This is a genomic window from Thalassospira lucentensis MCCC 1A00383 = DSM 14000 (genome assembly GCF_000421265.1).
Taxonomy (GTDB): domain Bacteria; phylum Pseudomonadota; class Alphaproteobacteria; order Rhodospirillales; family Thalassospiraceae; genus Thalassospira; species Thalassospira lucentensis.
Genome location: NZ_ATWN01000012.1, coordinates 56547 through 79693, shown reverse-complemented (window position 1 = coordinate 79693; position 23147 = coordinate 56547). Strand labels below are relative to the sequence as shown.

The window sequence follows — 23147 nt, the reverse complement described above, 5'->3', positions numbered from 1 at the left end:
TCGGGCCTAGTCTTTCCAGATTTTCTTGCCTGATCCGGGCAGGCCATAGCGGTCCCATTTTTCATCGACACGGGTGATGATGTCATCATCCATATAGATTTTTTCGCCCCATTCGCGGTTGGTTTCGCCGGGGAACTTGTTGGTGGCATCAAGGCCAAGCTTGCCGCCAAGACCGCTGACCGGGGATGCGAAATCAAGGTAGTCAATCGGGGTGTCGGTAACCGTGGTAATATCGCGCACCGGGTCCATCCGGGTCGAAATTGCCCACATGACGTCTTTCCAATCGCGCACATCAATATCGTCATCCACAACGATAACGAACTTGGTGTACATGAATTGCCGCAGGAATGACCACACGCCCATCATCACGCGCTTTGCATGACCGGCATAGGCCTTCTTCATCGAGACAACCGCAATCCGGTAGCTACATCCTTCGGGTGGCAGCCAGAAATCAACGATTTCGGTAAATTGCTGCTGAAGGATCGGCACAAACACGTCGTTCAATGCTTCGCCCAGAACCGAAGGCTCATCTGGTGGGCGACCGGTAAAGGTCGAGAGGTAAATCGGGTCTTTGCGCATGGTGATCGCGGTGATGTTAAATACCGGGAAATCATCGACCGAGTTATAATAGCCGGTGTGATCGCCATACGGGCCTTCGGGCGCGTATTCATCAAGCGAGACATAGCCTTCCAGCACAATTTCGGCGGTGGCGGGCACTTTGAGCGGGACGGTTTTGCAGTCCACAAGTTCGACCTTGGCACCACGCAGAAGCCCGGCAAACTGATATTCCGAAAGAGTATCGGGCACAGGCGTTACGGCAGCCAAAATGGTGCCCGGGTCCGCACCCAGAACAATGGCGGCAGGCAGCGGATCAGGCTTTTCCTTTTTCCAGCGCGCGTGATGTTGCGCACCACCACGATGTTTGAGCCAGCGCATGATGGTTTTATTTTTGCCCAGCACCTGCATGCGATAGATGCCAAGGTTAAACACGTCGCGTTTGTCGCCGCCATTTTTGCCCGCCGAGGGGCCTTGGGTTACGACCAGCGGCCATGTGATCAACGGGGCAGGTTCGCCCGGCCAGCACGACTGAATGGGGATTTTGGACAGGTCAACATCATCGCCCGTCATGACGATTTCCTGACACGGGGCCTTGGAAACCGTTTTGGGTTTCATTGCCATCACGGTCTTGGCCAGCGGCAGCATCGAAAAGGCTTCTTTGAGGCTGCCGGGTGGTTCGGGCTGTTTGAGGAAGGCCAGCGTTTCGCCGACTTCGCGCAGCTCTTCGGGCTTTCTGTTCATGCCCTCTGCCACGCGGTCCACCGTGCCAAACAGATTGACCAGAACCGGCATGTCATATTTTTTGCCGTCATCCCCGACAACATTTTCAAACAACACCGCCGGGCCGCCTTCGGCCAGAAGACGCGTCTGTATTTCTGTCATTTCAAGGTTGGGGGAAACCGGTTCAGTGACACGAACAAGACGGCCGGTTTTTTCCAGCGCATCCATGAAGTCACGAAGGGATTGATAGGGCATGGCACCTGTCATCTGCTGAGCACTAAAATCTGATTGTCTTCATACGCTTTGCTGCGTCTGGGGACAACCATGCTTGTTGGCAAAGAAGCGTTTGTAACTTTGTAACAGCGTCCCCAAATACAGTCGGGATGCTGCGTTGCAAGGTTATACGAAACTTTGCGGTTTTGGTTGACGTATCATTTCGGTATACAAGGGCAAGGAATTGAGTCGCGCGACCCACAGCGCGCGGCATGGCAAATCACCAAAAGCATGAAGGACGCACAGATGGCCAAATATTGGGTTATCGGGGGCACCTATCAGGATACCGGTTTTGATAAGCCGATTGGCGAAGAAACCAAAGTTGGTCCGTTTGGCAGCTTCGAAGACGCGGAAAAACAGTGGTCTAAAATGGCCTGGCAGTCGGTCGATGACGCAAATTCGCGGTATCGCATCGAACGTTTTGACGAATACTGGGTTGTCGGTGGTGAATATGAAACCACCGAATTTGAAACCCCGGTCGGTGGCAAAGAAGAACGCCATGGTCCGTATAAAACTTTTGAAGATGCCGAAAAGGCATGGTCAAAGCTGGCGTGGCAACATGTCGATAACTGCAATTGCCGTTATCGCGTTGTCGAAGACTAAGCCGGACAGACTTTTGCATGTTTTCGATTTCTGATGCGCATAAAATCACGGATCCCGTGTTGCGCGAGCAGATCGAACAGCATCCACGCGCGCAGGAAATCCTGCGCGCGTTTTTGTATCCCTATGACGCGCCAGATTATGATTTCCTGTTTGCGGATGGCACAGTCAGGCAGATGGTTGCAGGTGATATAGACCGCTTGACGGCTGGACGGACCCCGGTTCTGGCCGTTGGGTCCAACCGCGCGCCGGTTCAATTGGTTCGCAAATTCGCACCACCCCATCATCATGAAGAACCTGTTCCGGTGACGTTCGGTTGGATGACCGACCAAGATATTGTCTATTCTGCGCATATGGCCGGTTACGGCGCACTTCCGGCAACTTTGGCCTCCTCGCCGGGGACGACGGTCAGGGTGGCGGTTACGTGGCTAACACCCACGCAACTTAGTCATATGCACAGCACGGAATCCGTGCCCGATCATTACCAATACTGTCAGCTCGACGGCACAAACATCACACTAGATTGCGGGTTGAAGACAGGCCGGGTTGGCAGTTATCAATCTGTTGCCGGACACGTATTTGATCACGGTGATACCTTTGCACTTGTCGATATTCCTGCGCGCAATCGACGCTTTGTCGCGCGCAGCCAATGGGAAATGTTATCCCAGATCGCCAAACGCGCCGGGCAGGCACCGCATCCAACATTCGTATTAAAGTTGATTGATGATGCGGACTTGCGACGAAAACTGGTGGGACGCTATTTAAAAACGGACAATCCGACACCACGTAGAACTAGTGTTCCGAAATAGCGTTTCATTTTGATCAGTTTCTGTGAACATCTATTATGCAATTAAAGATTGCGTTGATGGATTTTGATGGCAATAGATAAATTCTTGGCAACATAACGCTGGTACACAAACAGATTAACCGACTGCTAAGGTGGAACGATCTGGGATGATTGGATAAAGTGTGCCTAACATCCGAACAAACGATGCTTCTGGGGGGAAGTACTGGGGATGCCGTTTCCTGCAACTGGAAATGCGCGTATCAAGGCTAAGATGGGCCTTGTTGATATAGAGGGAGAAGATGATGTTTGGTGCAGGAAACGATGATGGGCACATCATCGAAGCGATCAAGCGGTCGCAGGGCACAATCGAGTTTACGATGGATGGCAAGATCATCACCGCGAACAAAAACTTTCTGTCACTACTAGGATATGAGCTTGAAGAGGTTAAAGGTAAACATCACAGCATGTTTGTTGATCCGGAATATGCAAAAAGTCCCGAATACAGAGAGTTCTGGGAAAGGCTTGCCACCGGGGAGTTTTTCACAGCCGAGTTCCATCGTTTTGGCAAAGGTGGCAAGGACGTGTGGATTCAGGCGACCTATTGCCCGGTCCTCAACAAACATGGCAAGCCGTACAAAGTTTTCAAAGTCGCCAGCGATGTAACCGATCAGAAACGCCAAACGTCCGACTATGCAGGCCAGATTGAGGCCATCGGAAAGTCACAAGCTGTCATTGAATTTGACATGGACGGCAAGATCCTGACGGCCAATCAGAATTTCCTTGATGCAATGGGCTATACGCTTGCGGAAGTGCAGGGCAAGCATCACCAGATGTTTGTCGATCCGGCTTACGCAAAAAGCCCGGAATACAAGAAGTTCTGGGAAACGCTCCGGTCTGGAAAATACATGTCCGCCGAGTATCAGCGATTTGGCAAGGGCGGCAAGGAAGTCTGGATTCAAGCCAGTTATAATCCAATCATTGATATGAATGGTCGACCGTTCAAAGTCGTTAAATACGCAACCGACGTTACGGCCGAAAAGCTTCGTGCGGCCGATTATGCAGGCCAGATTGAGGCAATCGGCAAGTCCCAAGCCGTGATTTCGTTTGAGATGGACGGCACGATTATTGATGCCAATGACAATTTCCTGAACGCCATGGGATACAAGCTGGCCGATTTGAAGGGGCGAAACCACAACATGTGCGTTGATCCCGAGTATGTCAAAACTGATGCGTATAAAGATTTCTGGGCGGCACTAAGACGGGGCGAGTATCAGTCTGGTGAGTTCAAACGCATGGGCAAGGGCGGCAAGGACGTCTGGATCAGCGCCAGCTACAACCCGGTTTTTGACATGAACGGGCGACCGTTCAAGGTTGTGAAATACGCCTCCGATGTTACCAAGCAGGTCATGACCCGCACAACTGCCGAGGAGCTTGCTGAAGGGTCAAGTGCCAGTGCCGAGGCGGTTGCCAGTGCGTCCGAAGAAATGCTGGCGGCCATTCAGGAAATCAGTGAAAGCATGCATCGGTCCCAGATCGCGGTGAATGACATCGTTGCCAAATCTGAAATGGCCGATGGCATTCGCACAGAACTTGAAAGCACGTCGGAATCAATGTCCGGTGTGGTTCAGATCATTCGCGATTTGGCCGAGCAGGTGAACCTTTTAGCACTTAACGCCACGATTGAGGCCGCACGCGCAGGCGATGCGGGCAAGGGCTTTGCCGTTGTCGCAGGCGAGGTCAAAAATCTTGCGACCCAAACAGCCAAGGCAACCGACCAGATCGAAGCGCAGATTAATTCGATGCTGAGCATTACCAAGCGGGTGGTTGATTCAACACGGGAAATCTCGGAGTCAGCAGGATCAGTCAGTGATTATGTCAACACGGTTGCGTCTGCTGTCGAAGAACAGACAAGTGTTACCCACGACATTTCCAAAAACATTCAGTTCGTGTTTAACGGCATTAACGAGCTCAACAGCTGTGTGAAGAGCATTGCAGGCTAACGCGATCAGCGATCAAACAGAATTTCCCCGGTCTGGCAGTAACTGCCAGATTCGGGTGAATTTTGTATCGGTGTCCTCGACCGCGACATCGACTGGGACCTCATAGGTTTCCAGCTCGTCAATGTTATGGGTCGGGGCATAAGTCCGCCCCGGATCGGCCAGAATAACCCGCGTGCCAAGGCGAGCTTCCGCCATCAGCCATTGTAGAACGGCATTTGCCATGTCCTGTTGATAACAAACGTCACCTGCAAAAATCACATCCCAGCGTTTTTCCGGCGCACTGGTGCCGACAAGGTTATCGGTCGTGGTCGGAAAGGCAACACCGTTGTGTTTGGCATTCAGACGCGTTGCAGTGATGGCCACCGGGTCGATGTCATTGGCCAGAATTTCACCCGCCTCAGCCATGACGCATGCAATGGCCTGCATGCCACCACCACAGGCAAAATCAAGAACCCGCTTACCGCTGACCATTTCGGGATGATCAAGGATGTAGCGCGTGATGGCCTGCCCACCCGGCCATGCAAAGGCCCAATAGGGGGGCGGAATATCAAGCACGCCCAGCATATCCTCGGTCGCCTGCCAAAGCGGGGTGATGTGGGTCGCCAGATGCATCTCGATTTCTGGTGCAAGCGGTACGCGCGCAGGCACGGTAAATGTTTCGATCAGATCGGCAAATTGCGGATCGTCGACGTCGGGTACCAAGGCATCGGCAAAGACGTTTTCGCTCATGGTTTGGGTGCTCTGGGCTTTGGTGCTTTGGCTATGATCATGTGCCGGGAGTATCGGCTTTGACCCTGTGGAGCAAGCGGTTCTTTACGCCGTGCTATCTGTTTCACCATTGCCCAGATACAAAATCACATCACGTGCCTTGGCCTTGGGGATGTCTGTGCCGATAAAAAGCTGATTGCCGCGCACGAGTGCCAATACCGGTGGTGCCTGTTCATGATGCCCCAGAAAATCGTCCCAGCCAAAACTGTCGGTCAGTCGGGTTTGCCGGATGCTGGCCCCATTGCGATAGGCATTGCGAATGTCATCTGTGGTCAGTGGATCGGAACAAAATGGCAGGCCACCCAGTGTTTGACTGGCACTGTGGCGACTGCGATCTTCGGGCGCGCGATGAATGCCGGTCTGAAAGACCGACCGGCGTCCGAATTCCGGGGCAAAGTCGGTGCAGACAAGCGTGTTGTATGCATCGTTATCTGTGGTGGCGATTAGCTTGCCCAAGGCGGATGTATCAAGGTGATGCTCGAACACTTCGGACAGGACTTCACCGTAAAACGTGGTCAATCCTGCTTCACGGGCCGCGCGCAGGCTGTGCCAGCGTGAATCGGTAATGACCACCGGGATGTCGAGTTCATCCAGACGGGTGGCGAGATCAATGGTCCAGCGGTGTGCACCGACAATCAACACACCGGGCGGCCCATTGACCGCAAGATCAAGGTATCGCGCCATCGGGCGAATTGAAAAGCCGTGCAACACAACCGTGGAAAACACCATGGCAAAGGCAAGCGGGATCAAAAGCGCGCCATCGGCATATCCCAATTCAACAAGCTCGGTACCAAACAAGCCGCAAATCGCGACGGCGACAATTCCGCGCGGGGCAATCCAGCCCACCAGAATGCGTTCGCGCCAGTTTATTTTGGAAAAGGACAATGCGCCGATGATTGAGACAGGCCGAACAACAAACAGCATCGCTGCGACAAAAAGCCCATGCCCCCATGTGAGTTCTTCAACCATCGACCATTCCAATGTCGCGGTCAGAATGATGAAGACGCTTGAGACCAGAATGACGGTCAGGGTTTCCTTGAAACGGCGGATTTCATCAATCGCCATCAAATGCGCATTGCCAATGACAAGTCCCAATACGGTGACCGCCAAAAGTCCGGTTTCTTCCTGAACAATGTTCGCCCCGGCAAAGCAGGTCAGAAGGACACCCAGAACCAGCGGCGCTTTAAGGAATTCAGGTATCCAGCCCCGACGAAACACCTGCACGGTGCAAAGCCCGGCGACCAGACCAATTGCAATGGCAATCAGGATGTTAAAGGCCAGGTGCCCAATCGCGGCACTCAGGCCGTTTCCCCGCTGGCTGGCGACAATGATTTCATAGGCCAGAACGGCAAACAGCGCGCCAATCGGGTCATTAACGATGCCTTCCCATTTCAAAAGGGTGCTGGGGTGTTTGGCCATACGCGCGTGGCGCAATAGTGGTGCGATTACGGTTGGGCCCGTCACAATCATGATCCCGCCAAACAGGGCGGCGACCGGCCATGACAAATCGGCCAGATAGTGGGCTGCAAATGCACCAAGAAGCCATGCCAGAAGCGGGGCAATCGTGGTGAGGCGCAAGATGCCGCTTACACTGTGGCGGAGTTCGCGAAAATCGAGTGCCAGGCCGCCTTCAAACAGGATGACAGCCACCGCAACAGCAACAAGGGGCTGTAACAGTGCGCCAAAATCGGTCACCGGATCCAGCAACCCTGTTCCCGGACCAAGAATCAGTCCGAGGGCCGAAAGCAACACGATGGCGGGCACACCAGCACGCCAGGCCATCCATTGGGCGCCAACCCCCGCAAGGATCAATCCGGCAATCATCAAGGCCAGCGGTGCAGTCATAAACACGCCCTTATAAATAAAATGATATCAGACAGATGGTGTGCTGATTTCAAAAACCCAGCCCCACCGCGTTAGATATCAGGCAATGGCAATCAGGTGCGAAATCACGATTGCGCCGAGAACCAGCAAACCGTAATCGCGGTTGGATTTAAATCGTTTCAGGCAGTTTGCCGCATCATCAAGTTTCACCGTCGCGACCTGCCAGCCAAGATGAATGCCTGCAAGGCCCAGAAGGACGAAATACGACCAGTGCAGATCGGCCAGCATCCCCGCAACGCCAAGCAACAAGGTGGTCATGGTATAAAACCCCTTGGCCCATTTCGGGGTTGCATCCCCCAGACGCAGGGCCAGCGATTTCAAACCGATTTTTTCATCATCGTCCTTGTCCTGATGGGCGTAAATCGTGTCATAGCCCAGCGTCCAGAAGAACCCGGCGGCGTACATTGCAATGGCGGCGGGTTCCACCGTGCCGGTTACCGCCGTCCACCCGACCAAGGCACCCCAGTTAAACGCAAGACCAAGGCAGGCCTGCGGCCAATAGGTCACGCGTTTCATAAACGGGTAGGTGATGATGATCGGTAAGGAACAAACGCCGACAATAATTGCCTCAATACGGAACTGCACCAGAACGGCGAGGCCCAGCAACAAGATGACACCAAGGAACAGCAACGCCTGCCAGACCTTTACCTGACCACTGGGAAGCGGGCGCGTGGTGGTGCGTTCGACTTTGCCATCAAAATTACGATCCGCCAGATCATTGATCACGCACCCAGCCCCGCGCATGATCAGCGCACCAACGCCAAACAGTGCCATCATGATGATAATCTGTTTGGCGTTGATGTCGGCTGTTATGCTGCCCGCCATGGCGGTTGACCACCAGCAGGGCAACAGCAAAAGCCACGTGCCAATCGGCCGGTCAAGGCGCAGCAATTTCAGATAGGGGCGTGCGGGGGCTGGTACAAAACGGTCAATCCAGCCGTCTTGGGGCATGTCGTTTTTGCCAGTCTGTATTGGTTGGTTGACCTGTGTCATAATCGACCTATGTAACGCCTAACGAATTCGAACCCAGCCATTTATCGGCTTTGGGCTATGTTTGAGGATATCCATGACAGCAGACGCCACCCGTGCGCGCCAACGCCTTTTCGTCTCTGATCCTATCACGCCGGGATGCGAGATCGAACTTTCCCCTGAACAGTCTCATTACCTTGAACATGTGATGCGGCTCAAGCCCGGAACGCCGGTAAAGATATTTAATGGTCTTGATGGTGAATGGTTGGCAACCATTAACGAACTTCGCAAAAAGAAGGGAAGTGTCGCTGTTGAAAGTCAATTGCGCGCACAAGGGACCGAAGTTGGGCCGACACTTGTCTTTGCCCCGATCAAAAAGCAGCGACTTGATTTCCTGATCGAAAAGGCCGTCGAGATGGGAGTCGGACGGTTACAACCCGTCATTACCCAGCACGGCATTACCGACAAAGTTCGCCTTGATCGATTGCAAGCTCAGGTGATTGAAGCGGCCGAGCAGTGCGAACGCCTGACGGTGCCAGAAATATTTAAACCAGTGCGTCTTCTCGATTGGGTGGCAAATTGCCCGGAAAACCACCATTTGCTGTTCTGTGACGAAACGGGATCCGGGTCACCAATTGGTGAAGTGCTAAGTCAGCTATTGGCAAAGGGCGCTGGCTCGGCTATCGACAATGTCAATGTTATTAACCATGCACTCGTGATTGGACCTGAAGGCGGCTTTAGCGCCGACGAACTTGAACGTATCCGCAAACAGTCTTTTGCCACACCTGTCAGTCTCGGTCCGCGAATCCTGCGTGCTGAAACGGCGGCAATTGCTGCTTTAACGGTGTTTCAGGATCGCCTCGGCGATTGGTCTAACCAACCGGTCACGAGAGATTAGGGGAAGCCCTTATGACTGTCAGCGCCTCCACTGGTGATAGTCCGGCTATTGAAAGCCGGCGCCAGCTTGTCGAATGGTTCGAGTCCGGCTCTACGCCGAAAAGTGACTGGGCCATCGGTACCGAACACGAAAAATTCGCCTTTACCCGCGATGATCTTCGCCCGATCCCCTACGAAGGGGAACGCGGTGTTAAAACCCTTCTTACCGAACTTGCCCGAAGATTTGACTGGGAACCGGTCATTGAAAACGGCAATGTGATTGCCCTTACCAAAGACAAATGTTCTGTATCTCTCGAACCGGGCGGTCAGATTGAATTGTCGGGTGCTCCACTTAAAAACATTCACCAGACCTGTGGTGAAGTGCATACCCATCTTCATGAAGTGCGCGAAATTTGCGATGGTCTTGGCATCGATATGCTTGGTGTCGGGCATAATCCGAAATGGGCGCGTGAGGATATCCCGTGGATGCCCAAGGGGCGCTACGCGATCATGGGCGAATATATGCCAAAGGTCGGTAATCTCGGCCTTGATATGATGCTGCGGACCTCGACCATTCAGGTCAATCTGGACTACGCGTCCGAGGCCGACATGGTCAAAAAATTCAGAACGTCTTTGGCTTTGCAGCCAGTTGCTACGGCCTTATTTGCCGCGTCCCCGTTTGTTGATGGCAAGCCAAGCGGGTTTCTGTCTGCACGGTCGAACGTCTGGACCGATACCGACCCGGATCGCTGCGGCATGTTGCCGTTTGTGTTTGAAGACGGTTTTGGCTTTGAACGCTACGTCGATTACATGCTTGATGTGCCGATGTATTTTGTCTACCGCGATGGCAAATACATCAATGCGGCGGGCAAATCGTTTCGTGATTTCATGGATGGCAAACTTGATGTTTTGCCCGGTGAACGCCCGACGATGAATGACTGGTCAGATCATATGACCACAGCCTTCCCGGAAGTGCGTCTTAAGAAGTTTCTTGAGATGCGTGGGGCGGATGGCGGCCCGTGGAAGCGCATTTGTGCGTTGCCAGCCTTTTGGGTTGGGTTGCTTTATGATGATGCGGCACTGGACGCGGCATGGAATTTGGTCAGTGATTTGAGCACCTCCGAGCGCGAAGCATTGCGTAACGATGTGCCGCGCACGGCCCTTGCCACCAAGTTCAAAAACGGCACGGTTCAGGACCTGTCCAAAGAAGTTCTGGCAATTGCCAAGCAAGGCTTGAAAAACCGTGGCCGCATGGATGGCTATGGCGATGACGAAAGCCACTTCCTCGACAGCCTCGAAGACGTCGCCGAAAGCGGTCGGACCTTGGCTGAGGAATTTTTGGATAAATATGAAACTGAATGGAACGGATCGGTCGATCCGCTGTTCAAGGAATATGCCTACTAAGGCAACGGATCAGGCGGTGAGAAATCACCGCCTTTTTTGTCATGAAAACACATCAGGAAACCTTGCTGCCATGTCTGCCAAAGCCAATCACTGCGAAACCATGTCTGACGTTCGTGAAAATGTGGATCGTGTTGATCGATTGTTGGTCGCATTGATGGCCGAACGGTTGAACTATATCGAACAGGCCGCACGGATTAAGCCATCCCGCGATGCGGTCCGTGATGAAGACCGCATCGAGGATGTGATTACCAAGGTAAAGGCACAGTGTCGCATTGATGGTTTTGACGAAGACATGGCTGAACGCATGTGGCGCGCAATGATGGAAGATTTCATTGCCCATGAATTCATCAAATGGGATGACCTGCGCGATTAAGTTTCGTGTTCCTTGGGGTTATTGTGCAGCCTGACCAAGTCGGGCTTGGATGGCAAACCAGTGGGTAACTGCATCGACCTGATCAGACTGCATCCCGAGGCCAAGCTTGGTCCGGCGCCACAAAACATCGTCTGTGGTGGTGGCCCATTCATTGGCAATCAGGTAGAGCAACTCACATTCATACAGATTTGGCGCAACCTCTTGTCCTAATTGTGAAATTTCAGAGGCATCGCCAATAATCGTGTAAAGGGCCGAGCCATAGCATCGGGCCAGACGGTGCAAAAGTACATCTGGTACCCAGTCAAGCCTCGCCTTGGCGGTGGCAACGAAACGATCAAAATCGCCATCCTCCATATCCCCGCCCGGAAGGATGGCCGAGGCTGTCCAGTCTGGTGCAGTGTTGCCCAGAACCGGGCCAAGCTTTTGCATCGCGTGTTCGGCAAGCCTGCGATAGGTGGTTATTTTACCGCCATAGATCGACAGGATTGCCGGGGCGTTTTCGGTGTCCCCGGTATCAAGATCAAACACATAATCGCGGGTCACGGCGGATGCATTGGCGTTCTTGTCATCATAAAGCGGACGCACACCAGCATAGTCCCAAACGATTTCATCGCGTGTGACGGGTTTGGCGAGATACCCATTGACCAGTTCAAGCAGGTAGTCGATTTCATCGCTGCTGATTTTGACTTTGGCCGGATCACCGTCATAGGGAATGTCGGTGGTGCCGATCAGGGTGTATTCGCGCTGATAGGGGATGGCAAAGGCAATCCGTCCATCGCCGTTCTGGAAGATATAGCAATGATCATGGTCGTGAATGCGCGGCACAATAATGTGGCTGCCCTTGACCAGACGCAGGCCAGCAGCCTTATCCCCAAGTCCGGCATTCTGCACCATTTCGGTTACCCATGGTCCGGCGGCATTGACCACCGAACGGGCCCGCACTACTTGCGTTGAGCCATCGTCTTGCGACAGTTGGGCGTTCCAGTGATCCGCATGGCGGACCAGACTTTTGCACTGTGTCCGGGTGCGAATTTCAGCGCCATGTGCCTGTGCATCCTGCGCATTAAGCACAACAAGACGTGCATCATCGACCCAGCAGTCGGAATAGGAAAAGCCGCTGCCAAATGTTGCCTTTAACGGATCACCTTCGGGCGTCCCGTTAAGGGATACGGAACGCGATCCGGGCAGGCGTTTACGCCGTGCCAGATGGTCGTACAAAAACAGACCGGCACGCAGCATCCATTTCGGACGCAAACCTTTATGGTGCGGCAAAACAAAGGTCAGGGGCCAGATGATATGCGGGGCTGCGGACAACAGAACTTCACGTTCCTGAAGGGCTTCGCGCACCAACCGGAATTCGTAATGTTCAAGATATCTAAGGCCGCCATGGATAAGTTTGGTCGAGGAAGAAGACGTGGCCGAGGCAAGGTCGCGCTGTTCGACCAAAAGAACAGACAGTCCGCGACCGGCGGCATCACGGGCAATACCAGCCCCATTGATGCCGCCGCCTACGACCAGAAGGTCGTACGTTCTTGTCACGTTAGATCACCTTCTTACGCAGGTATGCTGAGATCGCCTCGCCAATGATGACAAGGCCGATAATCGCCAGAAGGATCGTCGCAACGGTTTGCCAGGCAAAAGTATCAATCGCACCCTGAAGGATGATGCCGATACCACCGGCCCCGACAAGACCGAGAACCGTGCTTTCGCGAAGGTTGATGTCCCACCGCAGGATCGATACGGCAAAAAACGTCGGCATGACTTGCGGGATTACGCCGTAAATCAGGATTTTGAACCGCGATGCACCAACTGCCTCAAGGGCCTCGATCGGAGCACGGTCAATTTCCTCAATCGCCTCGCCAAGTAATTTGCCAAGGAAGCCAAGCGATCTGAATACGATGGCCAGAATACCAGCCAGAACACCCGGGCCGAATACCGCGACAAACAGCAATGCCCAGATAATGGTATTGACCGAGCGTGACGACACCAGAATGAACCGGCCAAGCCACAGGGTATAGCGGTTTGGCGTGGTGTTCTGGGCCGAAATCAGCGCAATCGGCAAGGATAGGAAAACGGCAAAGAATGTCGCGATGGTCGCGATATTGATCGTTTCCAAAAGCGTCCATGCGATGTCTTTCCAGCCCTCAAGCGAAGGCGGGAACATACGACCAAACAGATCCCCCATCTGTTGCGGGGCATCCCACAACCATGGCCATATGACATTGATCGTCGATAGTGACCAGACAACCGCAAGTGCGACAAGCCCCATCGCCCCAAAACGCTGCCAGCGTTGCTTGGAGGTATAGCGCGCCCATTCGCGATGCGCGATGGCGTCAGGGCCGGAATTTTGTGTGGTGGCTACCATAGGTTCCTCCTGATCCGGCCGCTGATGGCTTCACTGACAAGGATAACGGCAATGATGCACAGCGTAATCGCCAGCGCGAAGTCATAGTCATAGCGCCCAAACGCATTGAGCAGGGTCGATCCGATACCACCGGCCCCGACGATGCCAACAATGGCGGATGCACGCAGGTTGCTATCAAGCTGATAGATCGAAAGACCAATCTGACGCGGCATGATTTGCGGGATCACGGCATAGAGCATGGTGACGAACGTGCCGCCCCCGGCTGCTTTGATGGCTTCGACCTGACCCCAATCGATTTCCTCAATCCGTTCGGCCAGCATTTTGGCCACGAACCCGATGGAATAGATGGTCAGGGTCAAGATACCGGCCAGCGGACCGAAACCAACTGCCTTCACAAACAGGATGGCAACGATTACCGGATGGAAGGAACGGGCGACGATGATCACGCCACGCCCGATGGTGTAAAGCCATTTGGGCGCAACGTTTGAGGCCGATGCAAAGGCAATCGGAATGCTAAGAGCCAGACCAAGCAAGGTCGAGACAATCGCAATCTTGATGCTTTCCATAAAGCCGTCAAACAGCAATTCACCGCGCAGGAAGCTGGGGGGGAAGGCCCCCTTAAAGATACGTATGGCGCGTGGGATGCCTTGCTGAATACGGTCCCAATCGAATGGCAGCGTGGTGATCGCCCACCAGACATAGGCCGCAATCCCGATAATCAGCGCCCAACGGATCGCCGGATTGGCGATGAAGGGTGGCTTTTTCCAGGTGCGACCCGTTTTTTCAACGGTCGTATTCATTTTGCCGCAACCTCACGCAAATGAGTGCTGCTTTCGGCGCCGCCGCGTTCTTCGGCCGGAACACCGGCATAGATTTCATCCATGGCGTCATTACTCAGATCGACAGGTTCGCCATCGAAAATGATGCGACCAAACCGCATCCCAACGATACGCTGGGTATATTCCTTGGCTTCGTTAACATTATGGATGTTGATCAGAACCGGCAGCTGCAGCTCGGATGCGAGTGCGCGCAACAATTCCATGATCTGACGCGATGTTTTCGGATCCAGCGATGCCGTCGGCTCATCGGCCAGCAGAATTTCCGGTTCCTGCATCAGGGCGCGCACAACACCAACACGTTGGCGTTCACCACCGGAAAGTTCACTCGCACGTTTATTGGCATAATGGGCAATGCCGACACGTTCCATCAGATGGAAAGCGCGGTCGATGTCTTCTTGCGGATATTTACGGCTGACAGCGCGCCATGCCGGAAGGTAACCGAGACGGCCAGATTGGACATTTTCCATGACCGTCAAACGTTCAATCAGATTAAAGCCCTGAAACACCATACCAATGCGGCGACGCGCGAGGCGCAGTGACTTGCCCTCCAGCTTGGTCAGTTCAGTGCCGTTCAATTCGATGGAGCCTGAAGATGGCTCAACAAGGCGGTTGATACAGCGCAACAAGGTACTTTTACCAGCACCAGACGCGCCAATGATTGAAACGACACTTTCGCCCGGCACTTCAAGGTTCAGGTTTTTCAACACTGCCTTTTCGTCGCCATAGCGTTTTACGAGTTCTTTGATACGCAGCATTGCGTTACCCCGGATATAAATGGGCCATTGCAGGGCCCGAAATCATCAGGCCCTGCTGTGGTGTGCGATGGTGTGAACTATTTCAGGTTATCAGGGGTGTATTTGACACCGTTGGCAGCCTGAATTTCGCGAATAACCGCCCAGTCATCCTGATAGGTGATCGGCAGGAATTTCGAGACACCTTTGAACTCTTCGCCAAGGGCAGTGCCCTTCATGTCGAAGGTAAAAAAGGCTTCTTTGATTTTCTCGACCAGTTCAGGCTTCAGATTGTGGGCATAGTTGAACGAGGTGGTCGGGAAAGGCTTGCTCTCGTAGATGATTTTGACTTCTTTGGGATCATACAGATCACGCTGCGCCATACGTTCAACCACCTCGGATGCGACGGGGGCAGCGTCATAGTCGCCGGCAACAACGCCAAGGATCGACTGGTCGTGCGAACCGGAATAGACAACTTCGTAATCCTGCTCAGGAACGATACCCTGACCCGGAAGAAGTGCACGCGGAGCAAGGTTGCCCGAGTTCGAGGTCGGTGAGGTGTGCGCAACGCGCTTGCCCTTAAGGTCGGCAACCGTGTCAATGCCGCTGTCGGTGCGGGTATAAAGCTGAAGCGTATAACCAAAACGACCATCGTCCGCACCCATCAGGGCAAATGGAACCGCACCGGCAAGGTTTACCGCAAACGGGGTCGGTCCGGTCGAGAAGCCGGCAACATGCAGGCGGCCCGAACGCATGGCTTCAACTTCGGCAGAGTTCGACTGAACTGCAAAGAAGTGAACATCTTTGCCAGTGACTTTTTCGAGGTGTTCAAGGAACGGGTTCCAGATGTCGGCATAAACCGCAGGGTCTTCGACCGGGGTATAGGCAAAGACGAGGGTATCAGGATCAACCAGCTGATCCGCAGCCGGTGCATCTGCAACCAGATCGCCATCCATATCGCAATAGATCTGATCAAGATCGCCACGCGCAATGCAATCATCCGCCGCATGAGCAGGAGCGGATGCCATGCCAATCATGCCGATTGCCGCGAGCAAGGTGGTGAGCTTCAATGTGTCTGTTTTTTTCGAATGTGAAAACACGATGTTGTGACCTTTCTTCCCTATGAAAGCCGGGTTTTCCCAGCGATTTTGTGGTTTTGTGGTTTTGTTGTTGTTGCTTTTCCCAACATTATGAATTTGAAAAAGTTTGGAAATCAACACAAAACTGTAACAAAAGGTTTCCATCAATATTGCTAAAGTGCTCCGTAGGTCAGGTAAAACGCCAGTATTGGGGGAGGAATTGCTTTGCGAATTGGAAAAAAACAACGCCAGCAAAGCATTCTGCAGGAACTCAAGCTCCATCCACATGTGAGAGTTGCCACATTGGCGGAGCGATTCGACGTTGCGACCGAAACCATTCGCCGTGATCTTGATGCGTTAAGCGAAGATGGCTTGATCAAGCGCGAGTTCGGCGGGGCATCGGCGCGGCCCATGGGGCATCAGCCTGACCTGATCGAACGTCAATCAGCCGCAGTGGCCGGACTGGACCGTATTGGTATGCTTGCGGCCAATCTGGTGCGCCCGGGTGATGTTGTGATGATTGATGCCGGATCAACAGTGGCCCAGCTGGCACCGTATCTTGCTGTGAATGGCGGGACGCAGGCGCGTACGTTTATCACCAACTGTTATGCGGTGGTTCATGGCATGGGCGATGTGGCCGACCGCGATGATGTGGTTATGTGTCCGGGCGTTTTTGATGTTCGCGAAAATGCCGTGTACGGAAGTGACACCATTGATTTCCTGCGCCGGTTTCACGCCAATATCGCCTTTATCGGTGCGTCGGGTGTCTCCTGGCCGGGCTTTAGTGATGTAAACCGGCGTGCGGTTGCGGTCAAACGTGCGATGATGGAGCGGTCTGACGAAACCTGGTTGATGGTGGATCACACCAAATTTGATCAGCGTTATCTTGAAAATGTCGCCCCGATCGAGGCCCTGACCGGGATCATCACGGATCTGGTGCCGTCGCAGAAAACCATCTCGCAGCTTCAGCGCTCTGGCGTCAAGCTTGTTACGTGGCAGGACGCCCAAACGAAGATCGCCTAACATCTTAAGAATTGGTCTCAATCGGATTTGCGTTACGGTAGGTTCCAGACCATATTCCCCAAATGGCAGTACCCAGAGGATTGCCGTGCCGGGTTTCCCGCCCCGGTCAGTTTGTTTTCTGACACGGAGGATTTCTATCGTGACCAATCAAGTGACCACCCGTACCGAGCAAGATACCATGGGGGCCATTGATGTGCCCGCAGACCGGTATTGGGGGGCGCAAACACAGCGTTCCACCCAGAATTTCCGCATTGGCGGGGAGCGGATGCCAGACGCGTTGATCAAGGCGTTCGGTATTCAAAAACTTGCCGCAGCACGGGCCAATGTCGCGCTTGGAAATCTGGACGGGGAGCTTGCAAGTGCGATTGAAACGGCGGCGCGCGAAGTTGCTGATGGCAAGTTGCTGGATCATTTTCCATTGGTTGTCTGGCAAACCGGGTCGGGTACCCAGACCAACATGAACACCAACGAAGTGATCGCAAACCGAGCCTGTGAAATCCTTGGTAAACCGATGGGGCTGCGTGATCCTGTCCATCCCAATGACCATGTGAACCGTGGGCAATCATCGAACGACAGTTTCCCGGCGGCCATGCATATTGCGGCCGTGGTTGAGATTGAAGAAACCCTCAAACCGGCGTTAAAGCATCTGCGCAGTACCCTTGAAGCCAAGGAAAAAGCGTTCGCCGATATCGTCAAAATTGGCCGAACCCATATGCAGGATGCCGTACCCCTGACACTGGGGCAGGAATTTTCCGGCTATGCCATGCAAATTGAACTTGGTCTGGATCGCATTGATGATGCGATGAAACGTTTACGTAAACTCGCACAGGGCGGGACCGCATTGGGCACCGGGCTGAATGCGCCAAAGGGCTTTGATGTCGAATTTGCCAAGCAGACATCCGACATTACCGGCATTGCGTTTGAAACCGTCCAAAACAAGTTCGAAGCGTTGGCCGCCCATGACGCCTGTGTCGAAATGTCGGGTGTGATGAATGTTCTGGCGACGTCGTTGATGAAAATCGGCAATGACATTCGTCTGTTGGGATCGGGCCCGCGTTGCGGGTTGGGTGAATTGGTCCTACCGGCCAACGAACCGGGGTCCTCCATCATGCCGGGCAAGGTCAACCCGACGCAGGCGGAGGCCCTGACCATGGTCTGCGCGCAGGTTATCGGCAATCATGTTGCGGTTACGGTTGGTGGATCGAACGGGCATCTTGATCTCAATGTGTTTAAACCCGTGATCATTTATAACCTGCTGCAATCGATCCGCTTGATTGCCGATGCGTCCGCAAGCTTTGCCGATAATTGCATTGCCGGGTTGGAAGCCGATCAGGAAAAGATCGATCACTATGTCGAACAAAGCCTGATGCTGGTGACGGCCTTGGCGCCGCATATTGGCTATGACAATGCTGCTGCCGTTGCCAAAAAGGCGCATAAGGATCGTAGTAGCCTGAAAGAAGCAACCATCGCACTTGGCTTCCTTGATAGGGACAAATTCGATGAACTGGTTCAGGCGCGTGACATGACCTGATCGCGCAGGTATTGCTTTTTTGATCAAGGGCCGGACAGATATCTGTCCGGCCCTTGTTGTCAGAGCTTAAAGGCCATAGGCCGCATTGAGCATCGCAGGCACAATCTTGCGGTGGAACGGCGTTATGGTCGCCAAATACGCTTGGCCAAGAATATTGTGGCGTTTTACGGCCGTGATGGCGCGTATCGCGGTCCTCCCCCCTGCGACATGATCAATTTCAATCACAAGTCGGAAATCAAGATGCTTGTCGTTCAGCCCAAGAGTGATTGAGTTATCTGCCCGTGCGATCACGGGAAAAATTCCAATAATGTCGGGGTTTTCAGGGTCATTTACGCCGGGCTTTAAGCCGAATGGTCGCATAGCGAGATCGCGAATTTGCATCAATCGAGAGACCCAGACCGGTCGGGATTGCATGATCTTTTGCGCGGCAATTTCAGGGGTGATGCCCGTGTCTGATGTGGTGATGGCAAAACTGTCCGCCCAATCCGCATCTGGCAGTGCTGGGTGTGGCAGAGTGACGGGATTGGCAATTGCATATGTATGCATGGTGGGGTTCCAATCGCTTTATCTTAGCGCGGCCATGATCATGTGTTTGCGATGGCTTTACAATGATCAATGTCATTGCGAGGGGACGCTATATCGTGCATATCAGGGATATGCCTGTTTTTGCCTGTTCACATAGTGCCAGTTGTGCCCGACCTTTAAGCCGTTTGCTTCAGGTCTGGGGCATGGTGTGTGTTGTTTTGCTGGCCGGTGTCACGCAATCGGGCTTTATCCCGGCACTTCTTGGCGGGCAGGGGATTGGCGTTTCTGGCGCGCAGGCCGCACCCGGCAGTGATCTTCTGCTGATCTGCACCCCCGATGGTATTCGGGCTGTATCGCTCAGTGGTGATGCCCCGCCGACGCAAGACGACAAAAGCAATGCGGCCCATGGGTTCTGTTCCCTTTGTGCGACCCATCATGGTGTGTTTGTTGATTTGGGTGTGCCTGACATTGCTCCGATGTCAAAGATCGGCCTCATCACCTATACCGATGCGATCGGGGCCGCCGCAGGGCATGAAATCCCGCGCATACGTCATTCGCGCGCGCCACCACTTTCCGTCTGATTTCAAAACAAAGCCAATTTATGAAATCGGACCTGTGTGTTGCAGGCCAAAAGACGGATGAAATCCATGAAAAAACTGTTTGCTGTTATTGCGACCATCACATCGCTGTTTGTTGTTTCCAGCGCCTTTGCTGCGGATATTGAAATCAAGGACGCATGGTCCAAAGCATCGCTTGGTCAGGTGCGCAATGGCGTTGCCTTCCTTGAGGTGGTTAATCACGGTGATGCGGATCGGGTTGTTGGCGTACGCAGTGATTTGGCGGAAAAAACTGAGCTGCATACCCACATCATGGCCAATAACGTCATGAAGATGCGCCAGGTCGAAGGCGGAATTGAAGTGCTGATGCATGGCAATGTCATGTTCAAACCGGGCAGCTATCACGTCATGCTGATGGGCCTGAAAAAGCCGCTTGCCGAAGGCGAAATGATAAAGGTGACGCTTGAATTTGAAAAAGCGGGTGATGTGCCGGTGATGATCAATGTGCTTGGTCCGCTTGCCAAGGGACCGGCAGGCATGGGCGACATGGATCATGGCGAGATGAACCACGGCGAAATGGACCATGACAAGATGGATCACAAAACCAACTAGGTGTGTGACCCCATCAAGTCGGGCTGAATATATCAGGGGGAAGGTTTGCGCCTTTCCCCTTTTTTCGTCATGATGTCGGGAAATAAATGCCGTTGATTAAAGGGAAGTACGCCATGCCAGATGCCATCACGATTGACGACCTGATCGCAAAACTCGGCCTGCAACCTCATCCCGAAGGCGGTTATTACGCCGAAACATTTCGATCCTTTGAAACCTGTAATCCGGGCAACCGCTATCTGGGTGTGCGCAGTACGGGAACGGCGATTTACTACCTTCTGACCCCTGATACATTTTCAGGCATGCACATCCTGACCAGTGACGAGATTTTCCATCATTACCTTGGTGATGCGGTTGAACAGCTTCAACTGTTTGAAGACGGCACGCATAAGCATGTTGAAATCGGAACCGACCTTTTGGCCGGGCAAACCCCGCAAATGGTTGTGCCGAAAAATGTCTGGCAGGGGGGACGCCTCAAACCGGGCGGCAAATTCGCGCTTTTGGGCTGCACCGTCGCACCGGGTTTTGATTTTTCCGATTTCTCCATGGGTACTCGCACGGCACTTACTGCGAAATGGCCCACAGCATCTGATATGATTGCGGCCTTGACGCGCGACTGATTAAGTTGGGGCTGCATTTGTTTGCAGTCCCTTTTTGCATCTGGAAATTATTTGCTTCCAGCAAAGCACGCGCTGGCCGAAAACGCATTGTTGGTCGGGTCAATTGTCCGTGCGATGGCATTAATCGCGCAATAAGCGGATGCAACCGCACCTTCCTGCCAACCTGGTAGGTAACTCCAGGTGTCGCCTGCGCAGTAAAACCGGCTGTCTTTGGCAAATGTTGTGATCTGTTTATACACTTCGGGATTTTCAAGCGCGGTATCCGACGCCCATCCGCCGACTTGATGGGGCATATATTGCCAGGCAATCGACATGCCATGATCGACTTTGTCAGCGTCTCCTGGGTGCAATAGGGCGAGACCTTTACGGGCTGTTTCCAAACGTTTCTGATTGTTTTGTTGGGCATACTCGGCGGCTTTTCCACCTCGGTTATAGGCTCCGGTCAGAATGCCAGTATGTGCAGTGAAGTCTTCGGATGGATACCAGATTTGTCCGATATCATCGGTTGTCCATGAAATTCCGCCATAAATTTCGTCTTCGGTTTCCCAGAACCGTTCAGTCCCTTGCCAGCCGACTTTAATCGCGGGCGTCCAAAGGTTCGGGGTTGGATCATTCGCCCCCCATTCTCCGGTTTTCGAGAAGTTTCCAAGGCCAAGTATAAATTCAGATGGAAGATTTTGTTCGCCGAGGATTTTTTTCAACAGCGAAGGTGCAATCGTTGATATGCAAAAATCGAAATCCAATTTCTCAATTTTGGGAGAATAGTCGGGGAACCCAACTAAGAATTTGAGGCTAACAGAATCTTTTCCAACATCGATAAATTCCGCTGCTAAACCTAAAGTCACTAAGTCGCCAACGCGCGTGTCACTTTGTGCTCCGTCACGGTAACTGTTAATCGTTTCGTGAAGCGCACTCGTTGGGACTTTTTGCAACAAAAGCTGTTGCCAAATTCTATCCATACCGCCAACTGGCTGCATCAATGTTGGCTGCCAATCGATATTAAAATTATTAAACAGGAATGATCCTGGCGAGAGTTCGGGATTAGCATCGGCATCGCCAATGAACTGTGAAGCAAGGATGTCATCCAGGCTGATTTGCGAGCGTGTTTTACCCCCGTCGTTCCAGCCCCCCGGTATTTTTTCATAGCCCCCCCTTGTGCTGCCCTCGAATTGGCCGTTTTCGCTAAGATCGCCAAACAGCTGATAGAGATTTTCAAGCTGCTTTTTTTCGTCGGTAGAGAGCGTCTTACCCTGCAGCATGCACCCTTCTTGAATGGCGGTATACATCATCTCCGCCATTTCGCCATAAAGGTTGTAGGTTACATCTCCCATCGGCGCGGGTTTGCCATTGTTGTAAGTAGGGCTTTGCATCAGATTGGACATCGACTGGAAAATATAGGTCTCCAAGTCCACACCAATCTCTTGGCACAAGGCAATCAGATTGACATGATTGGACGGAATGCGACCTGGCCCAGCATTGAGGAATAACTCAACCGGATCGCCCTGATAACCTGAACTCTTCCATTCTTTATCCATGAAGGTACAGGTTTGTAAGTCTGACGCCGGGCTTTCTGATCGCTCCTGATAACTGTCGGCATACATTTCTGGAAACAGATTCGCATCCGGATATTGGCTAAACCACCATTCTTTATACTGCGTATTTTCAGGACGTGCCGTAAGACTTCTACCGCCGTAGCGGTCGTCGGCTTCAAGCACTGCAACTTTGAAACCGGCGTTGGCTAATTTGTAGGCTGCGGTCAACCCCGCAACCCCAGCGCCAATGATGGCGACAGATTTTCCTTTACCGAAATCCGGCGGCAAATCGGGCATCGTGGTTTGGTAGGCAGCATTAGCTATGCGAAAACCTGTCAACAAAGAGGGCGCAGCATATGCGCCAGCCAACGCTGTCATACCTTTTAACAATGTACGTCGCGAGAAAGTGTATTTTGAGCCAGACATCGCTTTTCCCCCTTTTGAAGTGATCTCTCATTTCAACTCAAAAAGGGTAATATGAGAATATACTATTAAGAATAGATCCCTCTCTAATTGTATAGCAT

General features: G+C 53.0%; 22 protein-coding genes. 11 read left to right on the top strand and 11 right to left on the bottom strand.

Features of this window, described 5'->3' with window-relative positions:
• Nucleotides 1-6: 6 nt before the first annotated feature.
• Nucleotides 7-1533 carry a UbiD family decarboxylase gene (locus K355_RS0120755; RefSeq protein WP_028791822.1) on the bottom strand — a complete coding sequence of 509 codons (1527 nt, stop codon included), beginning with the start codon at nt 1531-1533 and terminating at the stop codon, nt 7-9.
• Between the two features lie 264 nt (nt 1534-1797).
• On the opposite strand from K355_RS0120755, the gene K355_RS0120750 reads away from it, so the two are divergent.
• From K355_RS0120750 to K355_RS0120740, 3 genes are all read left to right on the top strand, one after another.
• Nucleotides 1798-2154 (top strand): DUF4170 domain-containing protein, encoded by a 357-nt coding sequence (locus K355_RS0120750; RefSeq protein ID WP_022734091.1) that lies wholly within the window; start codon nt 1798-1800, stop codon nt 2152-2154.
• Nucleotides 2155-2171: 17 nt separating this feature from the next.
• Nucleotides 2172-2960 (top strand): hypothetical protein, encoded by a 789-nt coding sequence (locus K355_RS25230; protein ID WP_022734090.1) that lies wholly within the window; start codon nt 2172-2174, stop codon nt 2958-2960.
• Between the two features lie 280 nt (nt 2961-3240).
• The gene (locus K355_RS0120740; protein WP_022734089.1) at nt 3241-4938 is read left to right on the top strand and encodes a methyl-accepting chemotaxis protein; all 1698 of its coding nucleotides are present in this window, start codon (nt 3241-3243) and stop codon (nt 4936-4938) included.
• Nucleotides 4939-4950: 12 nt separating this feature from the next.
• On the opposite strand, the gene K355_RS0120735 is transcribed toward K355_RS0120740, so the two are convergent.
• From K355_RS0120735 to ubiA, 3 genes are all read right to left on the bottom strand, one after another.
• Entirely contained in the window at nt 4951-5667 is a 717-nt protein-coding gene (locus tag K355_RS0120735) for a class I SAM-dependent methyltransferase (RefSeq protein WP_022734088.1), read from the bottom strand.
• Nucleotides 5668-5751: 84 nt separating this feature from the next.
• Nucleotides 5752-7551 carry a cation:proton antiporter gene (locus K355_RS24615; RefSeq protein ID WP_022734087.1) on the bottom strand — a complete coding sequence of 600 codons (1800 nt, stop codon included), beginning with the start codon at nt 7549-7551 and terminating at the stop codon, nt 5752-5754.
• Between the two features lie 78 nt (nt 7552-7629).
• Nucleotides 7630-8583: a 4-hydroxybenzoate octaprenyltransferase gene (gene ubiA, locus K355_RS0120725; protein ID WP_022734086.1), complete on the bottom strand. Its 954-nt coding sequence runs from the start codon at nt 8581-8583 to the stop codon at nt 7630-7632.
• Nucleotides 8584-8656: 73 nt separating this feature from the next.
• On the opposite strand from ubiA, the gene K355_RS0120720 reads away from it, so the two are divergent.
• From K355_RS0120720 to K355_RS24610, 3 genes are all read left to right on the top strand, one after another.
• On the top strand, nt 8657-9457 hold the full coding sequence (locus K355_RS0120720; protein ID WP_022734085.1) for a 16S rRNA (uracil(1498)-N(3))-methyltransferase: 801 nt from the start codon (nt 8657-8659) through the stop codon (nt 9455-9457).
• A gap of 11 nt (nt 9458-9468) precedes the next feature.
• Complete coding sequence (locus K355_RS0120715) at nt 9469-10839, top strand: glutamate--cysteine ligase (RefSeq protein WP_022734084.1); 1371 nt, start codon at nt 9469-9471, stop codon at nt 10837-10839.
• Between the two features lie 70 nt (nt 10840-10909).
• Nucleotides 10910-11212 carry a chorismate mutase gene (locus tag K355_RS24610; RefSeq protein WP_022734083.1) on the top strand — a complete coding sequence of 101 codons (303 nt, stop codon included), beginning with the start codon at nt 10910-10912 and terminating at the stop codon, nt 11210-11212.
• An 18-nt stretch (nt 11213-11230) separates the two neighbouring features.
• Here the strand turns inward: K355_RS24610 and glpD are convergent, their stop codons facing one another.
• From glpD to phnD, 5 genes are all read right to left on the bottom strand, one after another.
• Entirely contained in the window at nt 11231-12751 is a 1521-nt protein-coding gene (gene glpD, locus K355_RS24605) for a glycerol-3-phosphate dehydrogenase (protein WP_022734082.1), read from the bottom strand.
• Nucleotide 12752: 1 nt separating this feature from the next.
• Nucleotides 12753-13577 (bottom strand): phosphonate ABC transporter, permease protein PhnE, encoded by an 825-nt coding sequence (gene phnE / locus K355_RS0120700; RefSeq protein WP_022734081.1) that lies wholly within the window; start codon nt 13575-13577, stop codon nt 12753-12755.
• Nucleotides 13571-14377 carry a phosphonate ABC transporter, permease protein PhnE gene (gene phnE / locus K355_RS0120695; RefSeq protein WP_022734080.1) on the bottom strand — a complete coding sequence of 269 codons (807 nt, stop codon included), beginning with the start codon at nt 14375-14377 and terminating at the stop codon, nt 13571-13573. The genes phnE (K355_RS0120700) and phnE (K355_RS0120695) overlap by 7 nt, the downstream gene beginning before the upstream one ends.
• Nucleotides 14374-15171 carry a phosphonate ABC transporter ATP-binding protein gene (phnC, locus tag K355_RS0120690; protein ID WP_022734079.1) on the bottom strand — a complete coding sequence of 266 codons (798 nt, stop codon included), beginning with the start codon at nt 15169-15171 and terminating at the stop codon, nt 14374-14376. The genes phnE (K355_RS0120695) and phnC overlap by 4 nt, the downstream gene beginning before the upstream one ends.
• A gap of 77 nt (nt 15172-15248) precedes the next feature.
• Complete coding sequence (gene phnD, locus K355_RS0120685) at nt 15249-16217, bottom strand: phosphate/phosphite/phosphonate ABC transporter substrate-binding protein (RefSeq protein ID WP_028791820.1); 969 nt, start codon at nt 16215-16217, stop codon at nt 15249-15251.
• A 234-nt stretch (nt 16218-16451) separates the two neighbouring features.
• On the opposite strand from phnD, the gene K355_RS0120680 reads away from it, so the two are divergent.
• Together K355_RS0120680 and fumC are read left to right on the top strand one after the other, a co-directional pair.
• A complete protein-coding gene (locus tag K355_RS0120680; RefSeq protein ID WP_022734077.1) occupies nt 16452-17249 on the top strand; it encodes a DeoR/GlpR family DNA-binding transcription regulator in 798 nt (265 codons plus the stop codon).
• A 139-nt stretch (nt 17250-17388) separates the two neighbouring features.
• Entirely contained in the window at nt 17389-18780 is a 1392-nt protein-coding gene (gene fumC, locus K355_RS0120675) for a class II fumarate hydratase (protein ID WP_022734076.1), read from the top strand.
• A gap of 66 nt (nt 18781-18846) precedes the next feature.
• Here fumC and K355_RS0120670 read toward each other — a convergent pair whose 3' ends face one another.
• Complete coding sequence (locus K355_RS0120670) at nt 18847-19326, bottom strand: DUF2867 domain-containing protein (protein WP_022734075.1); 480 nt, start codon at nt 19324-19326, stop codon at nt 18847-18849.
• A 95-nt stretch (nt 19327-19421) separates the two neighbouring features.
• On the opposite strand from K355_RS0120670, the gene K355_RS0120665 reads away from it, so the two are divergent.
• The 3 genes from K355_RS0120665 to K355_RS0120655 all read left to right on the top strand — a co-directional run bounded on the left by K355_RS0120665 (nt 19422) and on the right by K355_RS0120655 (nt 21091).
• Entirely contained in the window at nt 19422-19886 is a 465-nt protein-coding gene (locus K355_RS0120665) for a DUF2946 family protein (RefSeq protein ID WP_147250400.1), read from the top strand.
• 66 nt (nt 19887-19952) lie between these two features.
• Nucleotides 19953-20474 carry a copper chaperone PCu(A)C gene (locus tag K355_RS0120660; protein WP_028791817.1) on the top strand — a complete coding sequence of 174 codons (522 nt, stop codon included), beginning with the start codon at nt 19953-19955 and terminating at the stop codon, nt 20472-20474.
• Nucleotides 20475-20587: 113 nt separating this feature from the next.
• A complete protein-coding gene (locus tag K355_RS0120655) occupies nt 20588-21091 on the top strand; it encodes a cupin domain-containing protein (RefSeq protein ID WP_022734072.1) in 504 nt (167 codons plus the stop codon).
• Nucleotides 21092-21138: 47 nt separating this feature from the next.
• Here the strand turns inward: K355_RS0120655 and K355_RS24600 are convergent, their stop codons facing one another.
• Nucleotides 21139-23049, bottom strand: coding sequence for an FAD-dependent oxidoreductase (locus K355_RS24600; RefSeq protein ID WP_022734071.1), 1911 nt, complete (start codon nt 23047-23049; stop codon nt 21139-21141).
• Nucleotides 23050-23147 lie beyond the last annotated feature (98 nt).